This window comes from Brevibacillus centrosporus, assembly GCF_046622605.1.
GTDB lineage: Bacteria > Bacillota > Bacilli > Brevibacillales > Brevibacillaceae > Brevibacillus > Brevibacillus centrosporus.
Window position 1 is genome coordinate 4,767,422 of the sequence record NZ_CP176856.1, and the last position, 25,651, is coordinate 4,793,072.

At 49.6% G+C, this 25,651-nt stretch carries 25 protein-coding genes and 1 pseudogene; 2 read left to right on the forward strand and 24 right to left on the reverse strand.

Features of this window, described 5'->3' with window-relative positions; all coding sequences use genetic code 11:
• The first annotated feature begins 58 nt into the window (after nt 1–58).
• On the forward strand, nt 59–1,003 hold the full coding sequence (locus ACLIN2_RS24025; RefSeq protein ID WP_411502367.1) for a helix-turn-helix transcriptional regulator: 945 nt from the start codon (nt 59–61) through the stop codon (nt 1,001–1,003).
• A 2-nt stretch (nt 1,004–1,005) separates the two neighbouring features.
• Here the strand turns inward: ACLIN2_RS24025 and ACLIN2_RS24030 are convergent, their stop codons facing one another.
• The 4 genes from ACLIN2_RS24030 to ACLIN2_RS24045 all read right to left on the reverse strand — a co-directional run bounded on the left by ACLIN2_RS24030 (nt 1,006) and on the right by ACLIN2_RS24045 (nt 4,128).
• Nucleotides 1,006–2,187, reverse strand: coding sequence for an MFS transporter (locus ACLIN2_RS24030; protein WP_411502368.1), 1,182 nt, complete (start codon nt 2,185–2,187; stop codon nt 1,006–1,008).
• A 70-nt stretch (nt 2,188–2,257) separates the two neighbouring features.
• Nucleotides 2,258–2,626: a RidA family protein gene (locus tag ACLIN2_RS24035; protein WP_411504590.1), complete on the reverse strand. Its 369-nt coding sequence runs from the start codon at nt 2,624–2,626 to the stop codon at nt 2,258–2,260.
• Between the two features lie 213 nt (nt 2,627–2,839).
• Nucleotides 2,840–3,787, reverse strand: a complete 948-nt coding sequence (locus ACLIN2_RS24040) for an LLM class flavin-dependent oxidoreductase (RefSeq protein WP_411502369.1) — start codon at nt 3,785–3,787, stop codon at nt 2,840–2,842.
• A gap of 5 nt (nt 3,788–3,792) precedes the next feature.
• Nucleotides 3,793–4,128 carry a hypothetical protein gene (locus tag ACLIN2_RS24045; RefSeq protein WP_092277093.1) on the reverse strand — a complete coding sequence of 112 codons (336 nt, stop codon included), beginning with the start codon at nt 4,126–4,128 and terminating at the stop codon, nt 3,793–3,795.
• A gap of 222 nt (nt 4,129–4,350) precedes the next feature.
• Between ACLIN2_RS24045 and ACLIN2_RS24050 the strand changes: the two genes are divergently transcribed.
• Complete coding sequence (locus tag ACLIN2_RS24050; RefSeq protein ID WP_411502370.1) at nt 4,351–4,557, forward strand: hypothetical protein; 207 nt, start codon at nt 4,351–4,353, stop codon at nt 4,555–4,557.
• A 203-nt stretch (nt 4,558–4,760) separates the two neighbouring features.
• On the opposite strand, the gene ACLIN2_RS24055 is transcribed toward ACLIN2_RS24050, so the two are convergent.
• The 20 genes and pseudogenes from ACLIN2_RS24055 to ACLIN2_RS24150 form a co-directional block, all read right to left on the reverse strand.
• A complete protein-coding gene (locus tag ACLIN2_RS24055) occupies nt 4,761–5,303 on the reverse strand; it encodes an NADPH-dependent FMN reductase (protein ID WP_411502371.1) in 543 nt (180 codons plus the stop codon).
• Between the two features lie 24 nt (nt 5,304–5,327).
• Nucleotides 5,328–6,122 carry a cyclase family protein gene (locus ACLIN2_RS24060; RefSeq protein WP_258957965.1) on the reverse strand — a complete coding sequence of 265 codons (795 nt, stop codon included), beginning with the start codon at nt 6,120–6,122 and terminating at the stop codon, nt 5,328–5,330.
• Nucleotides 6,123–6,139: 17 nt separating this feature from the next.
• Nucleotides 6,140–7,129 carry a fumarylacetoacetate hydrolase family protein gene (locus ACLIN2_RS24065; RefSeq protein ID WP_411502372.1) on the reverse strand — a complete coding sequence of 330 codons (990 nt, stop codon included), beginning with the start codon at nt 7,127–7,129 and terminating at the stop codon, nt 6,140–6,142.
• A 91-nt stretch (nt 7,130–7,220) separates the two neighbouring features.
• Nucleotides 7,221–8,468, reverse strand: coding sequence for an LLM class flavin-dependent oxidoreductase (locus tag ACLIN2_RS24070; protein ID WP_411502373.1), 1,248 nt, complete (start codon nt 8,466–8,468; stop codon nt 7,221–7,223).
• 406 nt (nt 8,469–8,874) lie between these two features.
• Nucleotides 8,875–10,761, reverse strand: coding sequence for a sigma-54-dependent Fis family transcriptional regulator (locus ACLIN2_RS24075; protein ID WP_411502374.1), 1,887 nt, complete (start codon nt 10,759–10,761; stop codon nt 8,875–8,877).
• A 491-nt stretch (nt 10,762–11,252) separates the two neighbouring features.
• Nucleotides 11,253–12,005, reverse strand: a complete 753-nt coding sequence (locus ACLIN2_RS24080) for an SDR family oxidoreductase (RefSeq protein WP_400587337.1) — start codon at nt 12,003–12,005, stop codon at nt 11,253–11,255.
• Complete coding sequence (locus tag ACLIN2_RS24085) at nt 12,002–12,343, reverse strand: cupin domain-containing protein (protein WP_400587335.1); 342 nt, start codon at nt 12,341–12,343, stop codon at nt 12,002–12,004. Before ACLIN2_RS24085 ends, ACLIN2_RS24080 begins: the two co-directional genes overlap by 4 nt.
• A complete protein-coding gene (locus tag ACLIN2_RS24090; protein ID WP_092272555.1) occupies nt 12,340–13,185 on the reverse strand; it encodes an alpha/beta fold hydrolase in 846 nt (281 codons plus the stop codon). Before ACLIN2_RS24090 ends, ACLIN2_RS24085 begins: the two co-directional genes overlap by 4 nt.
• Nucleotides 13,186–13,299: 114 nt before the next feature.
• Entirely contained in the window at nt 13,300–14,514 is a 1,215-nt protein-coding gene (locus tag ACLIN2_RS24095; protein WP_411502375.1) for an acyl-CoA dehydrogenase family protein, read from the reverse strand.
• Nucleotides 14,515–14,648: 134 nt separating this feature from the next.
• Nucleotides 14,649–15,614, reverse strand: a complete 966-nt coding sequence (locus ACLIN2_RS24100) for a VOC family protein (RefSeq protein ID WP_092272560.1) — start codon at nt 15,612–15,614, stop codon at nt 14,649–14,651.
• 27 nt (nt 15,615–15,641) lie between these two features.
• Nucleotides 15,642–17,555, reverse strand: coding sequence for a XylR N-terminal domain-containing protein (locus ACLIN2_RS24105; protein WP_411502376.1), 1,914 nt, complete (start codon nt 17,553–17,555; stop codon nt 15,642–15,644).
• A 72-nt stretch (nt 17,556–17,627) separates the two neighbouring features.
• Complete coding sequence (locus ACLIN2_RS24110; RefSeq protein WP_400587326.1) at nt 17,628–19,103, reverse strand: aldehyde dehydrogenase; 1,476 nt, start codon at nt 19,101–19,103, stop codon at nt 17,628–17,630.
• A 13-nt stretch (nt 19,104–19,116) separates the two neighbouring features.
• Nucleotides 19,117–19,314, reverse strand: a pseudogene (locus ACLIN2_RS24115) (2-hydroxymuconate tautomerase); the annotation flags it as partial.
• A 14-nt stretch (nt 19,315–19,328) separates the two neighbouring features.
• Nucleotides 19,329–20,120 (reverse strand): 2-keto-4-pentenoate hydratase, encoded by a 792-nt coding sequence (locus ACLIN2_RS24120; protein ID WP_411502377.1) that lies wholly within the window; start codon nt 20,118–20,120, stop codon nt 19,329–19,331.
• 29 nt (nt 20,121–20,149) lie between these two features.
• On the reverse strand, nt 20,150–21,163 hold the full coding sequence (gene dmpG, locus ACLIN2_RS24125; RefSeq protein WP_411502378.1) for a 4-hydroxy-2-oxovalerate aldolase: 1,014 nt from the start codon (nt 21,161–21,163) through the stop codon (nt 20,150–20,152).
• Between the two features lie 22 nt (nt 21,164–21,185).
• Nucleotides 21,186–22,067, reverse strand: coding sequence for an acetaldehyde dehydrogenase (acetylating) (locus ACLIN2_RS24130; RefSeq protein ID WP_411502379.1), 882 nt, complete (start codon nt 22,065–22,067; stop codon nt 21,186–21,188).
• Nucleotides 22,064–22,867: a 2-keto-4-pentenoate hydratase gene (locus tag ACLIN2_RS24135; protein WP_411502380.1), complete on the reverse strand. Its 804-nt coding sequence runs from the start codon at nt 22,865–22,867 to the stop codon at nt 22,064–22,066. The genes ACLIN2_RS24130 and ACLIN2_RS24135 overlap by 4 nt, the downstream gene beginning before the upstream one ends.
• 83 nt (nt 22,868–22,950) lie before the next feature.
• Nucleotides 22,951–23,769, reverse strand: coding sequence for an alpha/beta fold hydrolase (locus ACLIN2_RS24140; protein WP_411502381.1), 819 nt, complete (start codon nt 23,767–23,769; stop codon nt 22,951–22,953).
• Between the two features lie 113 nt (nt 23,770–23,882).
• Complete coding sequence (locus ACLIN2_RS24145; RefSeq protein WP_092272585.1) at nt 23,883–24,851, reverse strand: catechol 2,3-dioxygenase; 969 nt, start codon at nt 24,849–24,851, stop codon at nt 23,883–23,885.
• Between the two features lie 67 nt (nt 24,852–24,918).
• The gene (locus ACLIN2_RS24150; RefSeq protein WP_092272588.1) at nt 24,919–25,590 is read right to left on the reverse strand and encodes an alpha/beta hydrolase; all 672 of its coding nucleotides are present in this window, start codon (nt 25,588–25,590) and stop codon (nt 24,919–24,921) included.
• Nucleotides 25,591–25,651 lie beyond the last annotated feature (61 nt).

Consider the following 25,651-nt stretch of genomic DNA (forward strand, 5'->3'; position numbering starts at 1 on the left):
CTGTCATATTCGGTAAGATACGATGGAGAGGAAAATGGCAAACGAACGGAGGGCTTTTATGCGAGCAGATCGATTGGTTTCGATCCTGTTGCTGCTGCAAAACCATGGACGGATGACAGCAAGGGATCTCGCAGAAAAATTGGAGGTATCTGAACGGACCATTCATCGGGACATGGAAGCGCTCTGCATGGCAGGCGTACCCGTCTATGCGGAGCGTGGGACCAACGGCGGCTGGGCTCTGTCCGAGGGTTATCGCACCGATCTGACGGGCTTAAAGGAAAGTGAACTCCAGTCTTTGCTGCTCGTGTCCCCTACAATGCCTTTAGGTGACCTCGGAATGCGGGAAAGCTTTGAAGCCGCCTGGCAAAAGCTGTTGGCTGCTACACCTGAGACGAGCAGGCGAAATGCTGAGTACGTCCGTCAGCGCATCCATATTGACGGTGCAGGCTGGCATCAATCGACAGAGACGTTTCCCTGCCTGTCCACGGTACAGGAAGCTGTGTGGCAGGAGCGCGTCCTTTTTATTCGGTACGGGAGGGGGACGGAAACGGTGGAACGAACGGTTCGTCCACTCGGTCTCGTCGCCAAGCGCAGCACGTGGTATTTCGTCGCGCAGGTAGAGGATGATTTGCGGACATACCGCATTTCCCGGCTTGTCGAGGCCAAGATTCTGGAGGAATCCTTTGTCAGACCAGAAGACTTTGATCTGAGCCTGTACTGGGAGCAATCGACTGCTGCCTTCCAAGCCAGCTTGCCGCGCTATCCAGCGCAAATCCGTATCCGGGAATCGTCACTCGATCGCCTAAAGCAGGAGCGTTACGTCCAAATAAAATCCACCCATCCTGTCGATAGCGAATGGGTGGATGCCGATGTACAATTTCATACTTTGGAGTCTGCCTGTGAAATGGTGCTCTCCTATGGAGCAAGCATGAAGGCGATTCACCCCGAGGAGCTGAAGGCCAGGGTCATTGCCGAAGCGACTGCCATTCTAGCCCTTTACTAGCCTTACGCGATACTCGTCACTCGCTTCTCGCGTGTTTCTCGTCCCATCACAAGCAAGACAACTGTCCCCACCAACAGGACCACTGTAAACATGCTGAAAATGAACGTGTAGCTATAATGAAGCGCCGAATAATGCCCTACCAGGTAAGGAGCGATGATGCTGCCAATCCTGCCGACACCCGAGGCAAAGCCTGCTCCCGTTGCCCGCAAAGGAGTCGGGTAATTCTCCGGCGTGTACGCGTACAAAGCACCCCATGCCCCTAGGTTAAAGAAGGAGAGCAAGGCTCCCGTCAGCAGAAGCCCTCCTGTACCGGTGCTGCCCCCAAAAGCAAACGCCATGACGCCCGTCATAAACAGAAACGTCGCCAATGTGTACTTTCTTCCCCATCTCTCCACCAGATAGGCAGCGGCGAAATAGCCGGGAAGCTGGGCCAGCGTCATGATCAGGACGTACTGAAAGCTCTTGATCATCGTAAAGCCCTTGTCGACCAGCACCGAGGGCATCCAGAGAAACATGCCGTAATACGAGAACGTAATGGCAAACCAGACGATCCACAGCGTAATCGTCTCCCGTTTGTGGGAGGTGAGCAATTCTTTTAAAGGAACACGTTCCTCACGCTGATGAAACTTCGGCGACTCCGGAACGTTGCGGCGAATGTACCAGGCGTACACCATCGGCAAGGCCCCGATGATGACAGCTACCCGCCAGCCGTAAACAGGGATGACGAAGTAGGATATGATGGCGGCCAATATCCAGCCTACGGCCCAGAAGCTCTCCAGCAGGACCACTGTGCGGCCGCGCTTTTCCGGAGGGGCAAACTCATTCACCAAGGTAGAAGCTACCGGCAGCTCCGCCCCCAGACCAAGACCAATCAGGAAGCGGAACAGGAGCATGAGCGAAAAGCCTGTGGCAAATGCACTCGCCAGAGAGGCAGCCCCGAACAACAGCAGCGTCAGCATAAATATAGGCTTGCGTCCGACCCGATCTGCCAGGTATCCGCCAGCTACCGCCCCGATCGCCATTCCGATGGTATTGCCGGTCCCAAGCAAGCCTGCTTGTTCACCGGACAATCCCCATTCCTGTCGTAGTGCTACCATAATAAAGGATAAAAGTGCTACATCCATCGCATCGAACATCCACCCGAATCCGGATGCCCAAAACACCTTTTTATACGTCGCTGACATGTTGATTTTCCCTGCCTTCTTTTCGTACCGTGTTTACTACCACATCTTTCCAGTAGTTTCCCCCAACCGGTCAGCGTGCATTCGCCACAGCAATGGCTTCGATTTCGATGAGAAACTCTTCCTTTATGAGCCTGCTCACCTCAACGGCTGAGCTGGCTGGAGGAGTGAGCGTGTTCACGTAGGTGTCACGAACCTCCCGGACGACTGGAATCTGCGTAATGTCCGTCATGAAAATTGTCAGCTTCACGACGTCTTCGAAACGGGAATCTACCGCTTCCAGGGCCGCTTTGATATTTTCAAAGACCTGCTTCGTCTGTGCGGCCAGATCTCCTTCCCCGACGACCTGGCCCTCTTGGTTCAAAGAGACTTGTCCGGAAATGTAGATCGTTCTGCCTCCAGTTGCTTCCACTACATGGGAATATCCGAAACCTTTGGGCATCGTCTCTGGATGAGTAAAAGTGACTTTCTTTTCAGGGTGTGACACGCGCTTTCCCTCCTCGTTACGTCTGTGGTTTTGTTATAGCAGGAAATAATTACACATAGCGGGAGCGGAATCCTGCCCCCAAACTGCAGGAAGTGTCGGTGGATGCACAAAAGCCCGGCAATCATCCGGGCTTTTGCTCACGATTTCCTGCTGTAATAATAAAACGAATTAAGCCATTGAGCATGTATGGGCAAGCAGCTCAAAAGAACGCAACCGTTTCCGATAGTCGGGAATCATCGTAACGACAATGAATTCATCAACGCCATACACGTGAGATAACTGTTCGAGTTTTTTCTTTAGGCTCTCAGGCGTGCCTATCAGCAGCTTACGCTCCGAAAGCGGAGCCCTTTCCCCTGCGGAAGCTTCTTGTTGAAACAAAGCTGTACCCGAGGATGCCAGCCTCTCTGCCTCCTCCACTGTTTCCCCGCAAACGACACCAACGGCAACGATTGCTCGCGGTACAGGGGAAAGAGCTGACGGAGTAAACGCTTCGCGGTAAGCTCTTAATACTTCCTCCCCGGCTACGTCGCTCATAAACTGGCCAAAAACATAACCTGTTCCAAACTCAGCTGCATAAGCCGCGCTCTTCTTATTAGTCCCTAGCAGCCACAGTTCGGGCGATACGGATGGAGTTGGGCGGGCAGTAATCCGACGTCCTTCGTATTCATAGCTCCCCTGCAATAACTCGGAAACTCCTCGGAGCAATTCTGGCATTTTCCAGACATTTTCAAGAAAGTTGTCACTGAGAGCGAGGCTGACTTCAGCAGAACCACCGGGCGCCCTTCCTAAACCAAGATCTACTCGTCCCGGGTACAAGCTAGCGAGTAAATGAAAGGATTCTGCAACTTTAAGAGGCTTATAATGCGGCAGCAGCAATGCCCCGGATCCGATACGAATGCTCTGTGTTTTTGCACCGATATGCGATAGAAGCACATCCGTTGAGGTGCATGCCAGCCCTGGCATATCATGATGTTCCGCCACCCAATAACGGAAATATCCCAGTCTTTCGGCTGCTTGAGCCAGCTCTACAGCTTGTCCTAGTGCGAAGGTTGCATCGACCTCATCAAAAACGGGGACCAAATCCAAAACACTAAGTTTAATCGGTTTCGCTCTCATAGGCGTCATGTCCGAGGATTTCGGTAAAATTCAATCATATCGATAAACGTAACCCTGTATTCGCTCATTACCTTACCCAAATCATGCATTCGGCCATGACCGTCCTCTTTGGAAGCGAATACGACGTCGTGCCGCACCTTATCCATGATGATTTTGCCAATGAACTGGTGCTCGTACTCTGCATACTTTTGTTTGAATTCCTCATTAAACTCCAATAAATCTTCGTAAGACCGCTCTAGCATCGCATTAACCAAAGTCAGCTCATTACCTTCCTTGTGGACTGCTACGTAATAATTGCCCCGCTCATCCTTAATCAAATCCTTAAACAATTCAACATTCAAAGTAATTGACTCCCTTCATAACTCCTATGTAATAATACTAAATCTGGCTTTTGATTCGAATTGAACCATGATAGGTGTATGGGTGGACGGTGATAATTCAAAAAAAGACCTAAGCCTCGCGCTTAGGCCGATCGTTCCTGTTTTAGCAGAATGGAATCAGTATTCCCCGCTCGTCCAGACAACAAACATTGTAAGTAATCTTATCCAGAAAGGATGCTTTCGATGCAACTTACAATCATAGGGGTATTGACCTATCGTCGAAAACGTACCTTTGACGAGACGGCCTATTTCCGTCAATTAAGCAAGGAAGAACAGAAGGTTGGGCAGCGAGGGTGTACTTCTTCTCCGAGGACGATCTCATCTACAGCAGGAATGAAATACGTGGGTGTGTATTGGCACCGGGTGGAAAATCGATGGACAAAACTGTGAAATGGCCAAGGGTCATGTTTTCAAGGATGAACAAATGACAGCTGCTTTAGTGGATCGCCTTACCAACCCGTCGGATGGAATAATTTTTGCCATCATACACCAGTGTGTGAAGACTGTAGACGCACTTACCACCGGGCATGACTGCCGATGATTACTGCCCTCCTCTTCCTTTCTACATATCTTAGAGCGGACAGGACAATTCGTCACCTGAGCCTACCTAATGCTCTTTGCATAAATATGAGTTCTTCAGCTAAATATGAAATTCTGTTGACTACATCTTGATCAATAATCTCATTGTTTTTATTGAAATGTTCATTATGTGCATAAACATAACTCGGTGCGACAAACGAACGAAAATAACCTGCAATTGGTTTTAACTGATTCTCAATGACCAAGTAGTGTTGGTAAGTTCCGCCGGTTGCGACAAACCCTATCACTTTATTCCGAAAAGTTTGAACAGGAATTAAATCAAAAAGGTTTTTGAGAGCCCCCGAGAGTGACGCTTGAAAAATGGGTGTACCAATCACATAAAAATCAGCGGAACAAACGATATCAATGACGCTACGAGTGTCCCCGGAATATTGAATAGGATCCCTGCCATCACAAAATTGAATATCATACTGCTTTATATCTAGTAATACGGTTTCTATATCTGGATCTTTCCTGCCAACTTCCTCTAACACCTTTTTTACAGTAACCAGAGTTTTCGAACCCGTTAAGCTACCGGAAATCCCCAGTAATTTCATTCTTATCCGACCCCAATTCTCTGTTTATCCTTCTTCTAGAACAGCTACTACGCGGCTCCAACCGGCGCTTGCCCCTTCAATTTTTACCGGAAACGCGATTACTGTAAAACCAAAAGGAACCGGGATTAATTCCAGATTCGCCAATCGCTCTATTTGTAGGTATTCGCGTTCCTTCCCATAGAAATGCGATTCCCACAATTGCTCCCGGTTGCCTCTCTTCGCCTCTGCCGTCATGACATCAAACGGTCGATCTAAACCCCAGGCATCAATTCCGATCAAGCGTACCCCTTTTTCTACCAAAAGTTGAGTCGCATTACGGCTTAGACCAGCGTGCATTTTATCATATCCGGGCTGACTAAAGTTTTTTGATGTATCCGTGCGAATCAGAATAATGTCGTAAGGTTTAATTTCATACTCGATTCTTTGCAGCTCATGCAGTACATCTTCATCCGTGATACTTTCCCCGGCTTTTTTATGTGTCATATTTAAGACGACTCCGTTGCCAAAACACCATTGAAGCGGGACTTGATCGATGGTTTTTGCAGCCTCTCCTCCAGAGGTGGGACCATAATGATAGGGAGCGTCCACGTGGGTACCGGAATGAGTAGAAAGAGTTACATTTTCAGCAGCCCATCCATGTCCTTCTGGCCAATCTTCTTTCTCAAGACCGAACAGTTTGTTGCTGACTGTTAAGCTTTGCTCGTGAGTAAGATAGTCAATTTTATGGGCATTTGGTTCAAATGAGCTTGTTTTATTACTTAAACAATCACTTAAGTCGATAAGCGTCACTTTTTTTGATCCTCTGAAGAAGGTCTCCATATAAGTTGTACCCCCATTTAAAATTTGATGATTTGATTTCGTAAGATGCCGATCCCATCCACTTCGAGTTCTATGATATCGTTAGACTTTAAGTATCGATTTATTTCTAAGCCACATCCGAAGGCCATAGTCCCTGAGCAAATGATTTCACCAGGATACAAGGTTTCTTCTTTTGAAATAAACTCTATGAGTTGGGCGAAAGAGTAATGCATATCTGAACTTCGTGAATCCGACCAAACCTCCCCATTTATACGTGCCTGAAGTCGTATATTGGAAGGGTCTAGTTCATCACTTGTGACGATGCAGGGGCCGAGGATATTGCCATGAGAAAAATTTTTACACTTGGAAGGTCCCATTGACGTTGACATATCCTTGCGCTGATAGTCACGTATGCTGATATCGTTGAAGATGGTATACCCCATGATGTATTCATGGGCAGTTTCCGCAGATATATTGATTCCCTTTTTCCCGATAATGGCAGCAAATTCAAGCTCAAAGTCCAGTCGTTCTCCAAAACTTGGCCAAGGAATTACATCTTCAGGCCCAGCGATGGACGTATGGCTCGTTCGGTAATAATAAGGGCGTTCATAAAATAAGGCGGGAAGTTCGGAAATCCCTACCACTTCTAGTGAGTTTTTAAAATGAACCTCAGAATTTAAAGTATCCCGAATGGAAACCGGCTGAAGAGGCACCCTCACTGTTACGTCATTTAAAGAAAAGAAAATCTCTCCAATGTCATTCTTTCGCACTTCTTCGGCTGGTGTGGAGTATATAAAATCTAACGCCGTTTTTGCAGCTTCCAATGAAAAACTGCCTCCTTGAATGAAAGAAAGCATATCTTTTCCGATTATTTGTTTGGCGGTTTCATAAGCACGGCTGCTTGACTTGATTTTAGATAAATAAAGGGAATATGCATGAATCAAATCAATAACCTCTGTGTCTCGTAAAACCCCGACACGCTGTGTGATTCCAAATGCTGTCTTTATTTCGTACGTAATTAATTTCATTATCGGTTCACCTCTTTCATGAAAACCAGTTGTTTTGAGACTAGGAAGAGGGGAGTATTGGACTTACCACTCTCCCCTTTTATGACAGACGTTAATTCGTTCCAGAGTAAACCATACCAAATTCAGGCATTACTTTTGTTGCAAACGTTTCAAGCTGCTTAAGTCCCTCTTCACGCGGAATTAATCCCCAATGGAAAAGCCAAACGAAATACTCAAGGTTTGGCACGCGGTTAAGGACAGCCTCAACCTGGCGTTTTACATCGTCAACCGTACCGCCAATAAGTATGCCGCTATTAACTAAACGATCTGCCAAATGTTCATCTGGCTTAGGAACCGGTCCCTCTTCACCGGGTAGTCTGGTTCCCTCCATAAATCCAAATTCGCGGTACCATCCATTCCATACAGGTTCTTCGTACTTTTCAACTGAATTGTATAATTCTTCTTTATTGTCTACGATGTGGAAAGTACGGCAGAGGCCTATGTTTTCACCAAATGTGACTGTACGTCCTTGCGAGGCAGCCCCTTCCTGGTAGGAATGAATCAACCGCTCTACTCCTTCCATGGGTCCCCACAAAATAGTTGGGCAAATATCTTCTTCCCCACACCATTTCAAAGTTCTTTCACTTGCTCCAAATGCTTGGAAAAGCTTAGGATGTGGCTTGGTGTAAGGGCTAGGAACAACACTAATTGCCCGTACCGTTCCATCTTCATCGACTTCACCTGGCGTACCATATGGAAGAGTCGTGGTTTTCGTTGGCGGCCAATTCGGAATTCCTTCAATAGGATTAGGGATCTTGTAGGTAGGGCCATCGTATGTTAACAGCTCCTGAGTCCATGCCTTCTTCATGATTTTGTAATGCTCTTCGAAAATAGTGCGATTGTTTAAATCCGCTTGTGACTTGTCTGAAGAAGTAGAAGTTACATTGAATTTTTGACCGATAACATTTTGCCAACGAGATTGGTATCCACGGGCTAACCCGACGAAGAAACGTCCTTGTAGCATGTGATCAACTATCGCTGTCTCCTCAGCGAGACGAATAGGATCGTGTGTAGGTACGACAATTCCAAGTTGTCCGTGATTCAATCGTTTTGTGTATTGCCCAAGGTAGGCGTTTAAAAGGAGAGGCGCTGGAGAGATCTCAAGGCCTTCGGAATGAAAATGATGCTCAACATGGGTAATGCCCCAATATCCTAGATCGTCCGCAGCCTTTACAAGATCAATTAAACCTGCCAACATGTTGGTGTAAGCTTCACTGTCCCGTCCGATCGGTCTCCTTTTTTTCATTTCCTCGACATCGCCCATAGTAGGATAAACTTGTAGAATCACTTTCGGTGCCATTATTCATTCCCCCATTCTGTAAAAAACGTTATCCTCCATCCAAACACGCATCTGTCTTCCTCTTGTGAACCGTAATCCCCCAGAAGATGGGAGGTTGATGATGATATGGCATTTTTCTTTGATTCGTTTTACAATTAATTTTTCCATACTCCTCCTTTCTTTTCATGCTTACCAAAGGAATTTTGCAATTGTTGTGCCATCTCATTTATTTACTGTTCGTGATCTATTTGAATAAACAAAACCCTACTCATAAGGAACTGAAAGGCTTTGAGAAATAATTCGCATGCCAATTTTTTCTATATTATGTAACACTAAGCGTTCGCCCTTGAGACACCCGGACAGTTTATTCAGAAAATTACAAAAACAAGCTCCGTCAGAATGAACTGAGAGAGCCTGCACTTTGTCCTTATTTTATCCCATAACTGTTTAACTTTCGGTACAAAGACGCCCGTGAAATTCCAAGTGTGCGAGCCGTCTCTGCTCTGTTGCCATATGTCTTTTCCAAAGCAGATAATATCAGTTGTTTTTCGTGTATTTCTTGATCCTCTGTGCTCAGATCGATATATTCGCTTAAATGATAAGTGTCAATCGTGTCACCTTCATGAAGACAGGCCATGCGCTCGACCATATTACGAAGCTCTCTAAGGTTTCCTTTCCAACGATGATTTTGTAACACTTTTATGGCATTAGGTGTCAGATAAAAGAGTGAACGCCCCATCCTATTGCAAATCCCTTCAGATATATCCATGATTATATGTTCGAAGTCCATTTTTCTTTCTCGTAATGGGGGAAGATGTAAAGTATAAATAGAGAGTCGGTAATATAAATCCTCCCGAAATGCCCCTTTTCTGACCGATTCTTGCAAATTCCTATGGGTAGCAGCAATAAATCGGACATCCACAGGAACTGATGTGGTTGATCCAATTCTGGTTAGTTGTTTCTCTTCCAAAGTCCTAAGTAATACAGCCTGTAAATCTAACGTCATATCACCAATCTCATCCAAGAATAGCGTTCCTCCGTTTGCTGCCTCGATCTTTCCAGGATTACCATTCCGGTTCGCGCCTGTAAAGGCACCGGGGCCGTATCCAAACAATTCCGAGGCGATAAGGTCACGAGGCAGTGCTGCACAATTGATAGCTACAAATGGCTGGTTTCTTCTTGCACTTTCCAGATGTATAGCATGGGCCATATAATCCTTACCTGTACCGCTTTCTCCCTGGATAAGTATAGACATATCGCTTTTGGCAATTTTAACTGTTTTCATTAATGTATTTTTCAAATTATCTTCTTTTGTTGGGAATTTCGATAATATTACGGAGGGGACGTTTGATACAAATTTGCTTTGGGGTTGTTCTTTAGGGTAGATGACCACAATCGTAGATGTAACTTCTTCTTCAGTTCGGCACTCTTTTGACTCAATAATAAATTCTTTTCCGGTATCGTCGCAAATTAGTTGTGCTGATTCTCCATATTTTCCTTGTCTCAAATGGCTCAACAGTGGACGTGTCATGCTGTTTAAGCCTAACAAATTGATTTCCTGGTGGGGATACTTAAGCAAATCGCCGGCTGCTCTGTTTTTATACGTTAATCTCCCTTCCTTGTCAAAAGCGAGAATGCCTGTTGCAGTATTGAGTGGTAGAGACAATGCCATTAAATCGATTAGGGTCCTTTCGGTCATTTGCAACATTTCGATTCTGATTCGCTCACCCACAGCATTAGCGCAGGAAACAGCAAGTGTTAAAAGCTCCTGTAGACCCTCGCTGAGTGTTAGTCTGCAAATATTAAAAGCCCCTAGAAAATGATTATCAATAAAGATGGGGGCCGCTGCACAATCCCAGCCCCACAGAAACGGGGAGAAATGTTCTGCGCCTGAGGTTGCCATCGCCATATGGCTTTTGAGGGATATGGTTAGACCTGACGTTCCTATATACTCTTCTAACCACCTGACTCCGATCGACATTCCAATTTCACTTGATGCAGCCACGGCTTTCTTGTCTGCCATAACTTCCATAATGTAACCATCAGCATCCGCAAGACCAATTTGATAACCACGACCCTTCAGTTGGTTAAATGTTACTTCCATCACAGGCCGAGCGGCTTGAAGAAGCAGCCGGTTTTTTTGTTTTCTCCCCTGTAATTCACTCTTTTCAAGAAATGGTAAGATTCTATTTTTCTCATAGGATAAACCTGCTAATTTGCTTCTGATCCAAGAATCAATAACAGGCCGCCTTACTTCAATGTTTTCCTCACCATAAATGAAAAATTTGTGCCAACTATCTTCCAGGTTATTCAATGAGAATCATCTCCTTTAAATGAATAGTATACAGAATATTAAGATAATAATGATGATCAAAAGTGGCGTTGACGGTACTTGTCACTTGATCTATGGACAAACGGAAAAAATCACCCATTGCGCTATTTTAAATAAGTTACGTAATCGCTTTCGTTAGTTATTCGCTGTTGCTGTGTAGCAAATCCTTTATTTATGTTTTTCATAATGAAAAGGATTAGCACGTACAAGTCGACGAATTGTCGTTTTTTCAACATCGAGATGTGTTCTTTAATTAGCGAGCGAGGTGTCAAGAGAAAGGAATTAAGCAAAATGTTCATATCGAAAAAAGGTACAACCGCCTCATTTTTTGAGGGGGCTGTACCTTACTAACTCAAAGGGACTTTTTCAGTTGCCTCCAGAAACCCACAGTTTTTTTATCAGACTCCATAGTTGTACTACTCCCAAACTTCCGGAAGTCACGATTCCAGGTTGGTACGGACCGCTGCTTTTTTTCAATTCGCTGCCACCAATCCCCCATCGACCAGAAGCTGCTGTCCGCTGACATAGCTGTTTTTGGTCAACAAAAAGGCGATGGTTTCGGCGATCTCCTCTGGTTTCCCATAGCGGCCCAATGGGATCTTCTCGGTGGTGCGCCGTGCGATTTCCTCGGGGTTTTCTCCTTCCTGGGAGGCGTAGCTGGCGTTCCACTCCCGAATGCGCTCGGTCAGGATGTAACCAGGGGCGACCATGTTGATGAGAATCCCGTCCCGTCCCAGCTCCAAGGCCGCAGTTTTGAGCGCATTGACAAGCGCTGCCCGAAGCGAGTTGGATAGAACGATTCCGGGATAGGGGCTCTTCACTGTAAAGGAGGTGACCGCCACTACCCGTCCACCACCGCTCTTCTGCAGGAGGGGCACGGCTTGGCGCAAGAGTCTAAGCGGTCCCGTTACCATGAGCCGGAAGTAGCGTTCCCACTCCTCGTCGCTCACCTCCATGAGCGGCTTGATCGGTGGCCCACCGTGGTTCAGCAAGAGAGCGTCCAAGCGTCCAAAGCGTTCTGCCTCCTCAATGAGGAGACGAGTCGTCTGTTCCTCTGCCAGATCCCCGGAAACTCCCACGACAGTTGCCCCTAGTGCCTTCAGCTTCTCGACCGATTCCTCAGGTCGACGGCTACCCACGATGAGCTTGTAGCCTTCTTCTGCCAGTTGTTTCGCCACCGCGAAGCCTATACCGCTGGAGGCTCCCGTCAAAATGGCAACTTTCATTCCTCTTCCACCTTCCTAAGGAAATCCTCCCGAACCGGTTGGAAAATATCCAAGAAGAGAGCGTCCTCCAGCATTTCAGCTTCATGCTCTGCCTGGGATGGGATATGGACGAGTTCTCCAGGGCCGAGCACACGCTCTTCATTCCCGATCCGGAAGCGAACGCTGCCCGAGATGATCATGGAAATCTGTTCATGGGGATGGGCGTGGCCTGGTGCAACCGCTCCTTTTGGAGCCTCCACGCGTACCACCATCATATTGTCCCCCGCGAAGGGACGCAACGTGATCTCGCCCATGGAAAAGCCTTTCAACGCCGCTGTTTGAACGGCCTTCATCTTCATAGAACACCTCCGAAGAAGTTCCAGAGCAGATGGTGGAATGCCTCTTTGTGCTCGATTTGGCTCCAGTGGCTGCATTGACCCATCAAGTAGAGTCGCGAATCGGGAAGGTGCTCCATCAGATGGAGGCTCGTGGTATAGGGGACAATTTTGTCGTCCCGGCCATGGACGATGAGCACAGGCTGGTTGATCCGTTTGAGAGCCGATTCGGGCACTACCAGCTCATCCAAATGGCGCTGGCGAGGGGCTGGGAACATGGCCTCGTAGCTGCGTCGCACGTCCGGGCGAAGCGCAGCCTCTAGGCGCATCCGGGAAATCTCGGTGAGACGGTCCGCGATGAAGCCCTCGTCATAGGAAAACCAGCGGATCGCATTTCGCATGGTAGCTTCTGTGGGGTCCTCATAAAAACCCCAAATGCGGTCAAGCTCGGGAGGAAGCTGCATCGGTGCTCCCGCAGGGCCCATCAGAACGACTTTGTCAAAGCGCTCTGGCGCTTCCATCAAAAGCTGGAGTGCCACCGCTCCGCCCAAGGAGTTTCCGACGAGGTGAGCGCGCTCGATCTCCAGCGTGTCCAGCAAGTTCACCATTTGATCCACCCACAACCGCATCCATGCCCGCATCCCTTGGGGCGGCGTCTCCAAATGGGTGCTTCCCCCATAGCCGATAAAATCGGGGGCCAAAGTCAGGTACTTGCTCGCAAACTCAGGCAGGGCATGCTGCCAATTGGAGAGCCCCGTCGCGCCCGGACCCGAACCGTGGAGGAACAGGATCGCTTCACCTGAACCCGCCCGATTCAGGCAAGTTTCGTTACCCCCTGTTATTACTTGTACTTTCTCGATACTCATATTCCTCACCCTCCAGATAACTTTTCATTCACTTTCGTTCGGAGTGTAGGCCATTGGTTGTTGCCCACCCCCTTCGCATGATTCCCGGGGTGACCCAGCGCAACGATCATATCCTTACCAGATGGGATGACCTGGTTGGCCAAACATCGTCCGTCCATAGGCCGCCAAGGCGTCCTCGTACATGTGGGTGGTGTGAGAGGCTACCGTGAGGAGGTCTCTGGTGAAAAGTTCTACAGGATCTCCCTTGAAAAACGCTGTTCCTCCCAAGGCAAGCATCGCCCTCGGTGCGATTTCCGCCGACATTTTTGCTGTCTGAGCGCGCCATGCGAACATCCGCTCTCTCTCCTCTTCGCTGACCAATGTTTTCCCTTCCTTCATCCATGATTCCAATTGCCCCACATAGCGGTCGACGAGAGCTTCAGCTGCGTCTAATTGCGTTCGCAGTTCGGCTAAAAGTCGCTGGCTGCTTGGTGCATCCCGTTCTTTCGCCCCCATCTGGTAGACGCGGATACGCTTTTCGGTGCGTTCGCGGAAGATGTCAAGCACGCGGTCCGCTCCACCCACGGCAATAGCGGGAAAGCCGACAAGGAACCAAGTGAAGAAGGGCATGCGGTAGATCGGCTCATCCTCATCTGCGTCACCGCCGATCGGCTTGCCTGTTCTCACTACCCTTGCGATGGGCAGGATACGGTGCAGGGGGACCCACGCTCCATCCACCACGACCTCATTACTCCCCGTAGCCCGGAGTCCCAAGGTATCCCAGTTCTCCACCACTTTGACATCAGACTTGTGTACGGCCAGCAGGCATGGTTCAGGTCCCTCGCTGTCTGGAAACTCCACCAGCGCCCCAAGCCCAATCCAATCCGCCCACAGAACACCGCTGGCAAATTTCCATTGCCCATAGAGCCGATAGCCGTTGCCGTCCCGCTCCGCCCGTCCGATCGGGGTGAACACGTCCGCGACGAGTCCGCCCTGGCCAAAAATCTCCTCGCGACCCTGAGGGGGCAAATGCGACACCCAAGCTTCATGGATGGGGTAAAAGTACGTGAGCCAGGCGGCTGCCACACTGTGTCTCGCTACGATGCGAATGACTTTTTCGAAGACCCGCGGAGTCACAGACAGACCGTCGTACCGTTTGGGCCGCAGCAGCTTGTGTATCTGTGCCTCTTTAATGGCCTGCGCCACCCGATCCGAGAAGCGAGCGTTTTTGTCCGCTTCTTTGGACTCCTCCTCCGCAAGCCGTCCGATCGCTTCTGCACTGGCTAGCAAAGCTGCCTCGTCTGGTTTTTCTTCAGTCTCGGAATTGTCATGCGTTTTATTCAGTGTCATTGTTCATCCTCCCTGAATAAGTATCGGGCTTGACTAACGCTTCCATAGTTTCGATTGAACAACGGTGAGACCCAGCAAATTCCTCGGGTTTGTTGGAGACCGATTCGTGAAGCGATTACATCACGTTTCATGATTTACGCCTCGGTTGTTTCGTCCATGGCGTGCCCTGAGCCTGGTGCCCAGCGATCGCCCCACCAGAAAAGCCCTTCCACCAGTTCCTCTTCCCTCCACTCGAGAGGCTCCCAGTCGGGATCGAATATGAGATACCCACCACTGAACAATTCCAATCGATGACCGCTGCCTGGGTCGCGCACGTACGTATAGATGGCTTGGCTAATGCCATGCTGACCTGGTCCGAGATCCGGTGTGATGTTATGATCGCGGAGAATGGTGAGCGCTCGAAGCACATCCTGCGCGTTGTCCAGGAAATAAGCAACGTGATGGAAACGGGGTCCAGCGTGCTTGCCTTCGTGCATGATGGCGATGTCATGCACCAGCGGGGTAACGCTCATCCAGCCCGCATGCACATCCCCGTTGTTGAGCTTGATGTACTCCCGCATCTTAAAGCCCATATGATCCGACAGCCAGTTCTGCGTGAGGGCAGGAGTGGGCGAAGTCGTGATGTTTACATGGTCGATCCGGCGGGGAGAAATTCCTCTGGACCATGCCTTATATACTTGGTTTTTGAGTCGGGAACGCTTTTCATCAGGTGCGCCGGGCCGCTCCATATCGTAGTAGATTTCAAACGGGTGGCCACTCGTAGGCACTTTAAAGCGGATGGCCCGACCTTGACCGGCCTCCTCGCCTGCCTCCACGTCTTGAACCTCTACTCCCTGACTCCTGAGATACCGTGCGTAGAGCTCCACGTCCTCCGGTTTTCGCGCTTTCCATGCGACATGGTCGACCCTGGCCCGCTCTCCGGGGATCAGGATCAGGCTGTGGTGCTCGAATTCGCCCCAAGCCCGCATGTAGATGTGGCCATCGCGCCGCTCTACCTCTTCCAAGCCTACGACATCGTGCCAAAACCAGTAGGACTTCTCGATATCAGGCGTGACAAGAGCCACGTGGCCAAGCTTTGCAACCTCATTTTGTCCCGTCATTTTTCTTCCTCCTCTTTGTTTACCCGTTCACATCTCGATTTCGCCGATCACCAGCAGTGCTTGCAGCATGAGGAATAGCTGGTAATTCACTGTTGGATTACGCAAATCCTGACCCAGAAGCGTCTCCATTTTTTGAATGCGATAGCGGAGTCCGCTCAGCGAGAGGGTTAAGTCGTTTGCCGTTTGTTCGAGATTTCCGCCGTTCGCCAGGAATACGTATAAGGTTTTGATAAATTCCGTATTTTTATGGCAATCCGCATCATAGAGGGGACCTAATTGCTGCTGGGCGAAATTTTTGATAGCGCTCTCATTTTTGTTGTTAATCAAAAGACCCACTACACCGAGAGAATCGAACAGCACCATTTTTTTGGCGGTTGGTGTGCTCATTCGCAGGGCGATGATCGCCTCATCGTAATAGTCCGAGGCGCGATCGATTTCTTCCCCTCTTGAACTGACACCGATCTGAAAGGTGTACTTATGGAACATTTGGCTCAAGCACTCGATAAAACCGATGCACAATGATGAGATATTTGCATTTTCACGCGATTCCGTTTGCACGTATAACACTACGTTGTTGCCCCTGTGGCAAATCAACACATGCTTTTTCTTGTCTTTAAAATACTGCAAGGTTGTTTCCATCAATTCTTCGTAGAAAAGCATCTCATTCGCGAGGTTCCCTTGCAGATTTTGATATTTCAACGCGACGATGTAAAAAGGCTGGTCCAGATTGAAATGGAGATAACTGCCGCGCTTCAAAATATCTTTTTTGGAAGTAAACTGCTCTTGCAGGATTTGCTCTAAGAAATGTCCTTTCATACGCTCCGTTGCTTCCAGGCTAGTCTTCTCATTTAATAAATAGAGCGAACATACGGAGGCAATCTGTTCCAACGTAATGATGTCGATCTGCGGATAATCATCCACATGCTGATAGACGAATGAACAGTAACCCGATATTTTTTTTCGGATGAAGATCGGAGTGATCAGACGAAAATGGCATTTCGCATTGATCTTGCTAGTCAGCAAAAACGATTCGTTTTCCATCCGTTCCGGCTCATGCACCGGCTTTTTGAATCGTTGGATGTAGTCTTGAAAATCGTCGTTCACTTCTTGAAAACATTCCGGGGTCAGTCCGGAATAGGCATAGGAGCGAAAATTGACATCTTCAATAATCAACGAGATTCCGGTAGTATCATAGACCACATCCGCAATCGACTGAAGATCGTTCCCGTTGAGTATTTCTTCCGTCAGTTTTTTATGGATGCTGGATATTCGCGAAAGCGTATTTCGCTCCTCCAGCAGCTTCTCATAGGTCATTTCTAATTCAATGACGATGGGAGTATCTTCGTAGTAACGCAGGATATCATTTACTTCTCCGTCCCACAGCTCGAGCGATTTCGCCAGGTAGCGACACTCGGTGTGTCCCATTCCGGCGCACGTCAATTCCTTCACAATCACCCTCTGGTTGCACACGGTGGATAAATAGCCGCTGGCGTACCCGATCAAGGTATGACAGACCGGAGACTCCGTATGGCCAAAGCCGCATACGTGTTCGTGCGCTTCGTACGAGCTGACCCAAGCGCCTTCCATGTGAATGGATTTCACCTTACCATCCTGGTAAAACTCGATGTTCAGCAGGTCAGTTTGGACGCCTGTATGTCCTTTGATCATGTGCAGGACCGTGCCCATGGTGACGATATCTTCAACGGTTGGCAAATTCATCTCGATGACCTTTTTCGCATCTTTTACCCCGAGATCCCAACCATACCGGATCAAGAAGCCTTTCATTCTATCCGTACCCAGATTTTCGATCAAGTCTTTGCGAAGCGTTCCGAATGCTGATGAAGAGATGACTATCATTCTATCGTCATTCATGTGAATCGTTCCGTTTTCGTCTGATACAGTGAGATGATCGTATAAAAGCTGCTTATTAGCCAGAGCCATCTGCCTTCACACCTCTTTTCAGAGTGAGAACCTACTGTCGCTGAAACATCCAAACGTCCGTTTTTTCACCTATTAACGCAGAGCCAAGCAAATCGTCTTAGCTTCTGTAAAAAACTCCAGGCTGTGGTGGCCACCCTCGCGCCCGATCCCACTCTTTTTGAACCCTCCGAATGGCACCCGCAGGTCGCGGACAAACCAGCAGTTAACCCAGATGGTGCCGGCGCGCACCTTACTCGCAACCCGATGCGCTCGCTGCAGATTATCCGTCCATACCACGCCATTCAGGCCATATTGGGTGGAGTTGGCGATTTGCAGCGCTTCCTCCTCTGTATCAAATGGGATCAGCGTTACAATCGGGCCAAAGATTTCCTCTTGGCAAATGCGTGCATGAGGATCTTCCTGAACAAAAACAGTTGGTTCTAAATAATAACCATCTTTTAAATATTCAGTAAGTTCTGGTCGTTTCCCTCCGCAAATCAGTGTGGAATGTTCTGATTCCGCGATCTGCAAGTAGCTGGTTACCTTTTCATAATGCTCTTTACTGACGAGCGGCCCCATGTTCGTACTGGAATCTTGCGGATCGCCCACCTTCAATTGGCGAGCTGCAGCTGCAAAGCGATCCACAAACTCATCGAATATGCTGCGCTGGACGAGAATGCGTGAACCCGCCAGGCATACTTGACCGGAATTCAGAAATGCCGCCCGTATCGATGTAGGGATGGCTTTGTCCAAATCGGCGTCTTCGAACACAATGTTCGCTGCCTTTCCTCCCAGTTCAAAGGAGACCCGCTTCAACGTGTCAGCGCCATTTTTCATGATGGCCTTACCTGTGGACGTCTCCCCTGTAAATGAGATGAGATCCACTTCCGGATGGGTCGTCATGAACTCACCCGTCGAATTTGGTCCAAACCCTTGAACGACATTGACTACGCCATCCGGGATCCCTGCTTCCTTGGCAATTTCACCGAGGAGCGAGACGGTCAACGGCGTAGGCTCCGCTGGCTTGATCACGGCTGTATTTCCCGTAGCCAGGCAAGGGCCGAGCTTCCACGTCGTCAGCATGAACGGCAAATTCCATGGGGTGATCAACGCGGCTACGCCTACGGGTTCATACCGCGTGTAGTTCAAGAATTCCTCTTCCATCGGATACATTTCACTCGGATGATGCTCGATAAAATCCGCAAAAAAAGATAGATTGTGTGCAGCTCGCGGAATTTCAAACTCGTAGGCGACCGAAAAGGGCTTCCCGACGTCCAATGCCTCCAGGCGCGCCAACTCTTCTCTGCGCTCCATGATGATTTCAGCCATCCTGCGTACCTTTGCGCAACGCTCTTTCACTGTCATCGTCCGCCACGGGCCTTCTTCAAATGCACGGCGAGCTGCCTGGCACGCGCGATCCACATCCTCTTTGGTGGCTTCATGCACATTGGCGATTAGCTCCTGCGTCGCTGGGTTGTACACTTCAAACGTCTTGTTTTCGCTCGAGGCTCTATAGTGTCCATCGATGAAGAGCTTGATCTCCCGTACCCTCGAGAGGACTTCTGCCATGAATGGTCCCTCCTTATTTGGATTGGCGCTTCTTCACCGATTCTCCGGCAATCCCCCAATGCTCCGGCTGCATTTCATTCACCATCACCCTGACGCTTTCAATAGGCGCTTCCAGGACGTTTGCCACCGTATGGGGGACTTCGTGGATCAGCTTCTCTTTCTTTTCAGGCGATCTTCCTGCCAACAAATTGATTTGAATGAACGGCATCGTCTCACTCCTCCTTCTTAGTCGGTGAAAACAGCCGAAGCGTTTCCAAGTCCGTCGAGACTCACGGTAATCTCGTCCCCGGGGGCTATCGATGTAGCTTCGCATAGCGCACCGCTCAAGACCACCTCGCCCGGTCGAATCGACTGTCCAGTTTCAGCCAGTTTGTTGGCCATCCACGCAATTGCTCTAGCGGGGTGCCCCATGACGGCTGCGCCTGTGCTTGTTGAGAGGATGCGTCCGTTTTTCTTGAAAACCATGCCTATCAGACGCAGGTCCAAGCGTTCCGGTTTGTAGCAGGGTCCGCCTAAAATATACCCGGCTGAGGAGGCATTATCCGCAATGACGTCCAACAGCGTAAAGGAGAAATTGAGATAACGGCTATCAATGATCTCCAAGGCAGGCATGACATAGGCGGTTGCGTCGAGCACCTCGGCAACCGAGGCGGCGGGACCTTTTATTTCCCGTTTGAAAACAAAGGCAAGCTCCGGTTCGATCTTGGGATGGATAAACGGCTTGAGTGAAATCGGCGATTCCTCCGGCAATAGCATACGATCCAGCAGAACGCCGTACAGCGGTTCATCGACACCCATCATTTGCTGTTTGGCAACACTGGTGAGTCCCAGCTTGCGGCCTGAGATCCTGCTGTTTTCCGCTTGGCTCCTCAGCTCGACCACACGATTCTGGATTCGATACGCCAAGTCTGAAGTCAATTCAGGGTAGCGGTCGACCATCCTATCCACTTCGAAGGCTTCCCGTTCCGCTTTGAACAGGATCGACGCGATTTTCTCGATCAGTTCTGTTTCTCCCAACGAATGCTCCCCCTTTCTTTCAATTCGATTCATCTGTTTTTTGCAAGCATGGAGGCCACTTCCACAATCAAGTCCTCCTGACCCCCAACCGCCTGGCGCCTACCCAATTCAATCAAGATGTCACGTTCATCCACATTGAATTTTTCTGCGGCGGCCTGCGTATGCAAGAGAAAGCTGGAGTATACCCCGGAATAGCCCATGATTAAACTCCCACCCGTAATCTCTTGTGGGCGCGGCATGAACTTGGCCACCACTTGATTGGCCACATCCATGATCGGATAAAGGGCAATGTCCGTTCGATAGCCCAAACGGTCAAGCACAGCGACCATGACTTCCGTCTGGGTGTTGCCGCTGCCCGCTCCCAGACAACGGAGGCTTCCGTCGATATAGGTCGCGCCTGCTTCGATTGCGGCCAGCGTATTCGCCATCGCAAGGGAAAGGTTATTATGTCCGTGGAAGCCGATCTCGCAAGACAAATGTTGGCGCAGGGCAGATATCCGCTCTCTGGTTTCATGGGGAAGCAGCGCTCCGGCTGAATCTGTGGCATAGACGATTTCGGCTCCGTAGCTTTCAAATAACTTCGCCTGTTCGACTAGCTTTTCGACTGGAGCCATGTGCGCCATCATCAAGAAGCCAACCGTTTTCAGCCCCAGCTTACGACCTAGCTCGATGTGTTGCTTTGCCACGTCCGCTTCCGTGACATGCGTAGCGACGCGAACCATCTTTGCACCCGCTTGGACCGCTTCTTCCAGATTTTCTTGAATGCCGATGCCAGGCAGCAGAAGAACGGATATTTTCGCCTGCTTGCATTCTTCCGCTGCCGCGGCAATCAATTCCATCTCATCTACAGCGGACAATCCGTACTGAAGGGAGGATCCGCCCAGGCCATCGCCATGTGAGACTTCAAAAAACTCAACGCCCGCTTTATCAAGGCCACGAGCTACCGCGCGAACCTGTTCCTCTGTAAAAGCGTGTTTCATCGAATGGCTGCCATCGCGCAAAGTCACATCGAGAAGATGGAGTTTGGATTGGGTTGCAGTCAATGTTCTTTTCTCCCTCCATTCCTTATGGCTTCCGTAACGTTGTTTTCTGTTTGGCGAATTCTTCGGCAACCTTCGTCGCAGCTGCTGTCATGATGTCGAGATTTCCGGAATAAGGAGGAAAAAAATCTCCGGCCCCTTCGACTTCAATGAAGACGGTCACACGGTTGCCTTCGAAAACGGGGTCGCTGATCAGTCGATAGCCTGGCACGTACGTTTGCACGGAAGCGACCATTTGATGTATGGAGTCTACGATTTCCTCTTCTTTCCCTTTCTCCGAAAACTGGGCGTGGACGGTGTCACGCATCATGATCGGCGGCTCTGCCGGATTCAGAATGATGATCGCTTTTCCTTTTTTCGCCCCGCCGATGATCTCAATTCCTCGTGCAGTCGTTCTGGTAAACTCGTCGATGTTGGCCCGGGTCCCGGGACCGGCGCTTTTACTGGCTACGGTGGCCACGATCTCACCGTACTCCACTGCAGATACGCGGTTGATCGCGTGTACAATCGGGATTGTCGCTTGACCGCCGCACGTAATCATGTTCACATTGGGCGAATCCAGATGTTCGCCGAGGTTGACGGAAGGTACGACGAACGGTCCTTTTGCTGCCGGTGTCAAATCGATGATCTGCTTGTTGATGGCTCGCAGCATTGAATCATGGCGGATGTGTGTTTTCGCTGAAGTCGCATCAAAGACGATGGTCGCCAGCTCCGGTCGTTCCAAAAATCCCTCGATCCCATTTTCGATCACGTGATAGCCGTGCGCCCGTGCCCGACGCAGTCCTTCCGACTCAGGATCGATGCCAATCATGACACCTACCTCCAGCCATTCACTTCGCTCGATTTTATACATCAAGTCCGTGCCAATATTGCCAGAACCGAGGATCGCAACTTTGACCTTGCTCATTTTTTTGTATCCTTCCCCTCTCCAAACTTGACAGTGACTGACCCGATATGGGCGAATTCAGCGGAATACGTATCACCGGCTTGTATGGGTACGGCAGCGCTTAGGGCACCGGATAAAATGACTTCGCCCGCTCTGAGCGGGATGCCGAACTCACCGATCGCGTTCGCCAGCCAAACGACAGCGTGAATGGGATTTCCCATGACGGCTGCACCCGCTGCGGTTGCGATCTGCTCTCCGTTTCGGCTAAAAACCATGCCGATGTGGTGCAGATCCAAATCATGCAGCGAGGTCGGCTTGCCGCCGAGGATCGCCCGAGCGGAGGAACCATTGTCCGCAACCGTGTCCTCAAATTTGATTTTCCAGTCACGAATGCGGCTGTCCACGATTTCAAACACGGGTATGACATATGCGGTGGCATCCATCACATCAGTGGCGGTGATGCCGGGACCTCGCAGCTCTTTTTGCAAAACAAACCCAATCTCCGCTTCCAGCCTGGGCTGGATCAATCCTTCGAGAGAAATGGTATCTCCATCGACATGCATCATCGAATCCAGCAAATGCCCATAGTCAGGGGTCGCGACGTTAAACATCTTCTGCATGGCTTCGCTGGTCAATCCGATTTTCTTTCCGACAACGGTTGCCCCTTGTGCGACTTTGGCCTGGATCTGCGCGAGTTGAATCTCATAGGCGTCTTTGACCGAAATTTCGGGGTAGGTTGTCGTCAGTGGTTCAAGCGTACTCCCATTGCGCTGCGCTTCCAGCAGTTGATCGGCGATCTTTACATGATTGATTCTTGCCATTTGATTTCACATCCGCTCCCGTCTGATTCTCGCCATTTCCACTTTTTGATTCCCTAGGGTATTAAAAGCTGGAGACGAGTCCCCTATTGCTGGAAAAATTGAATTACCTGTTCGCAAAACGGTTTTGTTTTTTCAATCTGGGTCCAGTGTCCACATTGGGAAAAAACATGCAACTGTGCATTGGGCAACAATTGTGCCAGCTTCCAGCTTGTTTGTTCGATGGGAATGATGCGGTCTTCCCTGCCGTGTATCAGCAAAACGGGACTCGTGATCCCTTTTAAGGCTTCTTCACTCAATGCAAGCGCATCGACGTGCCGCTGACGAGGCGCCGGAAACATGGCAGAGAACGATTCTTGAAACCCTTCCTGCATACTCGCTTGATAACGCAGCTCTACAAGGTCATCGTTATCCGCCATGGATGGATCACTGGAAAAAGTACGGACCAGACGCTTCATGTTCTCAAAACTCGGCGTATATCCCCAGACATCATCCAACTCCTTCGTAATGGGAAAAGAAATGCCGACACTGCCCATCAACACCAGTTTTTTGACCAAATCAGGCCTTCGATGGGCGAGATGAAGGGCGAGCGCACCCCCCATGGAATTTCCGATGATGGAGAGCTGTGGCAGGTCATTTGCTTCAATGAACGAAATCATGTGATTGACCCATAGATCAACTGAGTATTGGATTTCCTTTGGCCGCTCTGTATATCCAAAGCCGACGACATCTGGCGCATACAGATGATAATGCTTCGACAAGAGGGGAAACACCAGACGCCAATTGGCCCACGCGGATACCCCCGGCCCTGAACCGTGAATCAGCAAAATCGGCTCCCCCCGTCCTTCCTCATGAAAATGCGTCATGATGCCGCCAGCTTCCATAAATTTTCCCTGTTCACCCAATTTCGACCACTCCCTATCCCCATTTAATTTTGTTCAGAGGAAAAGCAGAAGCACCTCACCCCTGCTTCCTCCTTTGTCTATCTGTTTTTGCAAGCTTTGCGTTCAGCCCACGCTTACACCTTGGCCGGTTCAATGACGGGCGTGCCGTACATGAAAAACTCGGCTGGCAGCGGCGAACCATACCAGATGATCCCTTTTTCCAGCTGTTCTTCTTTCCAGGTGACCGGTTGCCATGCCGGATCAAAGATCAGATAGCCGGCGTCCCCGAACAGCTCCACGCGATTTCCACCGGGCTCGACCACATACAGGAAGTAGGCCTGACTCACCCCGTGCTTGCCGGGACCAGCCTCGATCTTGATCCCATTTTCCGTGAAGATATCGGCAATGTCGGACAGATGCTGCGGATACCCGTACCAGTAGCAAAGATGGTGCAGCCGTCCCCGCCCGCCCAGCTGATCCCCCATGAAGGCAAGCTCGTGGACCAATGGGCTCACGCTCAACCAAGCCGCCGCTTCACTTTGATTGTTCATCACGATGTTTTCCCGTAGCCGGAAGCCGAGCTGATCCATGAGGAAGCTGCGGTTCTCCGTGACATCGCTGGCCAGCAGGTTGACGTGGTCCAGGCGACGAACGGGTACGCCGCGCAACGGTTTTTTCTGTGGCCGGCTCAGCAGTTGACTCTTTTTCTCTTCGGGAGCCTGATAGTATTCGACATCCCACAAAATCTCCATCTGGTGACCGTCGGGGGTGACAAACTGATACGCCGCCCCGTGGCCCAGATCCCCGTCGATCCACTTTTGTCCGTATCCGCTGGCATCCAGCGCCTGCACCCGGCGCTCCAACGCCGTTTCGGAACTCGCCCGCCAGGCCACATGCCCCATCCCCGGCTCCTTCGCTTCCGTAATTTTCAGGGTGTGGTGGTAAAAGTCTTCATAGGCGCGCAGGTAGACCGACTGCCCTTGACGGGTCGTTTCTTCCATCCCTAGCAGTTCCTTGAAAAACCACAAGGTCTCATCCGGTTTCGGCGAATAAATTTCTACGTGGGCAAGTTGGGCGACATCAAAAATCGGCTCTTTGGACATGCTTGATTCCTCCTCGTTTTTCAATCATTCTGAATTGTTTTTTTGTATAGGAAGACAATCCATCCGCTTACGACGCTCCGCGACTTGCTTCACCACCTTTCAATGAGTCTTGATGCAGCCATTTGACTAGGTCTCGTTGATTTTCCGGAGATATTTCATGCCCGACTGGATATGTGGTATAGGTTACGGAGGAAGAATGCTGCCGCAGGTATTCATCATTTTCACGACCGATCGTCACGGGGAAAATCGGGTCGAATTGTCCATCGGCAAGGAAGAAGGAAGTATCCGCAATGGGTTTGAGGGGGTATTCGTCTTTCACAAAAGCTGGAATGTAGCCATGCATGGCCCCAACACCTCGGATGGCATCTCCTAGAACCAAGGCAAGGGACATGCTCAGGACTGCGCCCTGGCTGAACCCTATCAAATATCTTTTTGCTGGATCGATCGGATAAGTAAAGGATGCATAATCGATAAAGCTCGTTAGCAGCTGTATGCTGGCATCAAATCGTACGCGCTCTGGCTTGCCATATTCTTTCATATAGTAATAGGCATAACCATTTTCGTAGGGAAGATGGCCTCGGACGCCCAATAGAATGAAATCCTCTTTCAGATCCTCTACCAAAGCCAAGATGTCTTCTTCGTTGTACCCGATGCCATGCAACGCAAAAACAGCTGGATATTTCTTACCCGGTTCCATTTGTGATGGGGTATGAAGCTTATAGGTAAATGGAAGATTCATTCCATATGCACCCCTCATGAAAATTTCATGGCTACGCTACAATCGCAAGGCCAACCACCCA

Coding starts and splice junctions, on each gene's coding strand:
- ACLIN2_RS24025 (WP_411502367.1), top strand. CDS start 59: ATGCGAGCAGATCGATTGGTTTCGATCCTGTTGCTGCTGCAAAACCAT.
- ACLIN2_RS24030 (WP_411502368.1), bottom strand. CDS start 2,187: ATGTCAGCGACGTATAAAAAGGTGTTTTGGGCATCCGGATTCGGGTGG.
- ACLIN2_RS24035 (WP_411504590.1), bottom strand. CDS start 2,626: ATGCCCAAAGGTTTCGGATATTCCCATGTAGTGGAAGCAACTGGAGGC.
- ACLIN2_RS24040 (WP_411502369.1), bottom strand. CDS start 3,787: ATGAGAGCGAAACCGATTAAACTTAGTGTTTTGGATTTGGTCCCCGTT.
- ACLIN2_RS24050 (WP_411502370.1), top strand. CDS start 4,351: ATGCAACTTACAATCATAGGGGTATTGACCTATCGTCGAAAACGTACC.
- ACLIN2_RS24055 (WP_411502371.1), bottom strand. CDS start 5,303: ATGAAATTACTGGGGATTTCCGGTAGCTTAACGGGTTCGAAAACTCTG.
- ACLIN2_RS24060 (WP_258957965.1), bottom strand. CDS start 6,122: ATGGAGACCTTCTTCAGAGGATCAAAAAAAGTGACGCTTATCGACTTA.
- ACLIN2_RS24065 (WP_411502372.1), bottom strand. CDS start 7,129: ATGAAATTAATTACGTACGAAATAAAGACAGCATTTGGAATCACACAG.
- ACLIN2_RS24070 (WP_411502373.1), bottom strand. CDS start 8,468: ATGGCACCGAAAGTGATTCTACAAGTTTATCCTACTATGGGCGATGTC.
- ACLIN2_RS24080 (WP_400587337.1), bottom strand. CDS start 12,005: ATGAAAGTTGCCATTTTGACGGGAGCCTCCAGCGGTATAGGCTTCGCG.
- ACLIN2_RS24085 (WP_400587335.1), bottom strand. CDS start 12,343: ATGAAGATGAAGGCCGTTCAAACAGCGGCGTTGAAAGGCTTTTCCATG.
- ACLIN2_RS24090 (WP_092272555.1), bottom strand. CDS start 13,185: ATGAGTATCGAGAAAGTACAAGTAATAACAGGGGGTAACGAAACTTGC.
- ACLIN2_RS24095 (WP_411502375.1), bottom strand. CDS start 14,514: ATGACACTGAATAAAACGCATGACAATTCCGAGACTGAAGAAAAACCA.
- ACLIN2_RS24100 (WP_092272560.1), bottom strand. CDS start 15,614: ATGACGGGACAAAATGAGGTTGCAAAGCTTGGCCACGTGGCTCTTGTC.
- ACLIN2_RS24105 (WP_411502376.1), bottom strand. CDS start 17,555: ATGGCTCTGGCTAATAAGCAGCTTTTATACGATCATCTCACTGTATCA.
- ACLIN2_RS24110 (WP_400587326.1), bottom strand. CDS start 19,103: ATGGCAGAAGTCCTCTCGAGGGTACGGGAGATCAAGCTCTTCATCGAT.
- ACLIN2_RS24130 (WP_411502379.1), bottom strand. CDS start 22,067: ATGAGCAAGGTCAAAGTTGCGATCCTCGGTTCTGGCAATATTGGCACG.
- ACLIN2_RS24135 (WP_411502380.1), bottom strand. CDS start 22,867: ATGGCAAGAATCAATCATGTAAAGATCGCCGATCAACTGCTGGAAGCG.
- ACLIN2_RS24145 (WP_092272585.1), bottom strand. CDS start 24,851: ATGTCCAAAGAGCCGATTTTTGATGTCGCCCAACTTGCCCACGTAGAA.
- ACLIN2_RS24150 (WP_092272588.1), bottom strand. CDS start 25,590: ATGAATCTTCCATTTACCTATAAGCTTCATACCCCATCACAAATGGAA.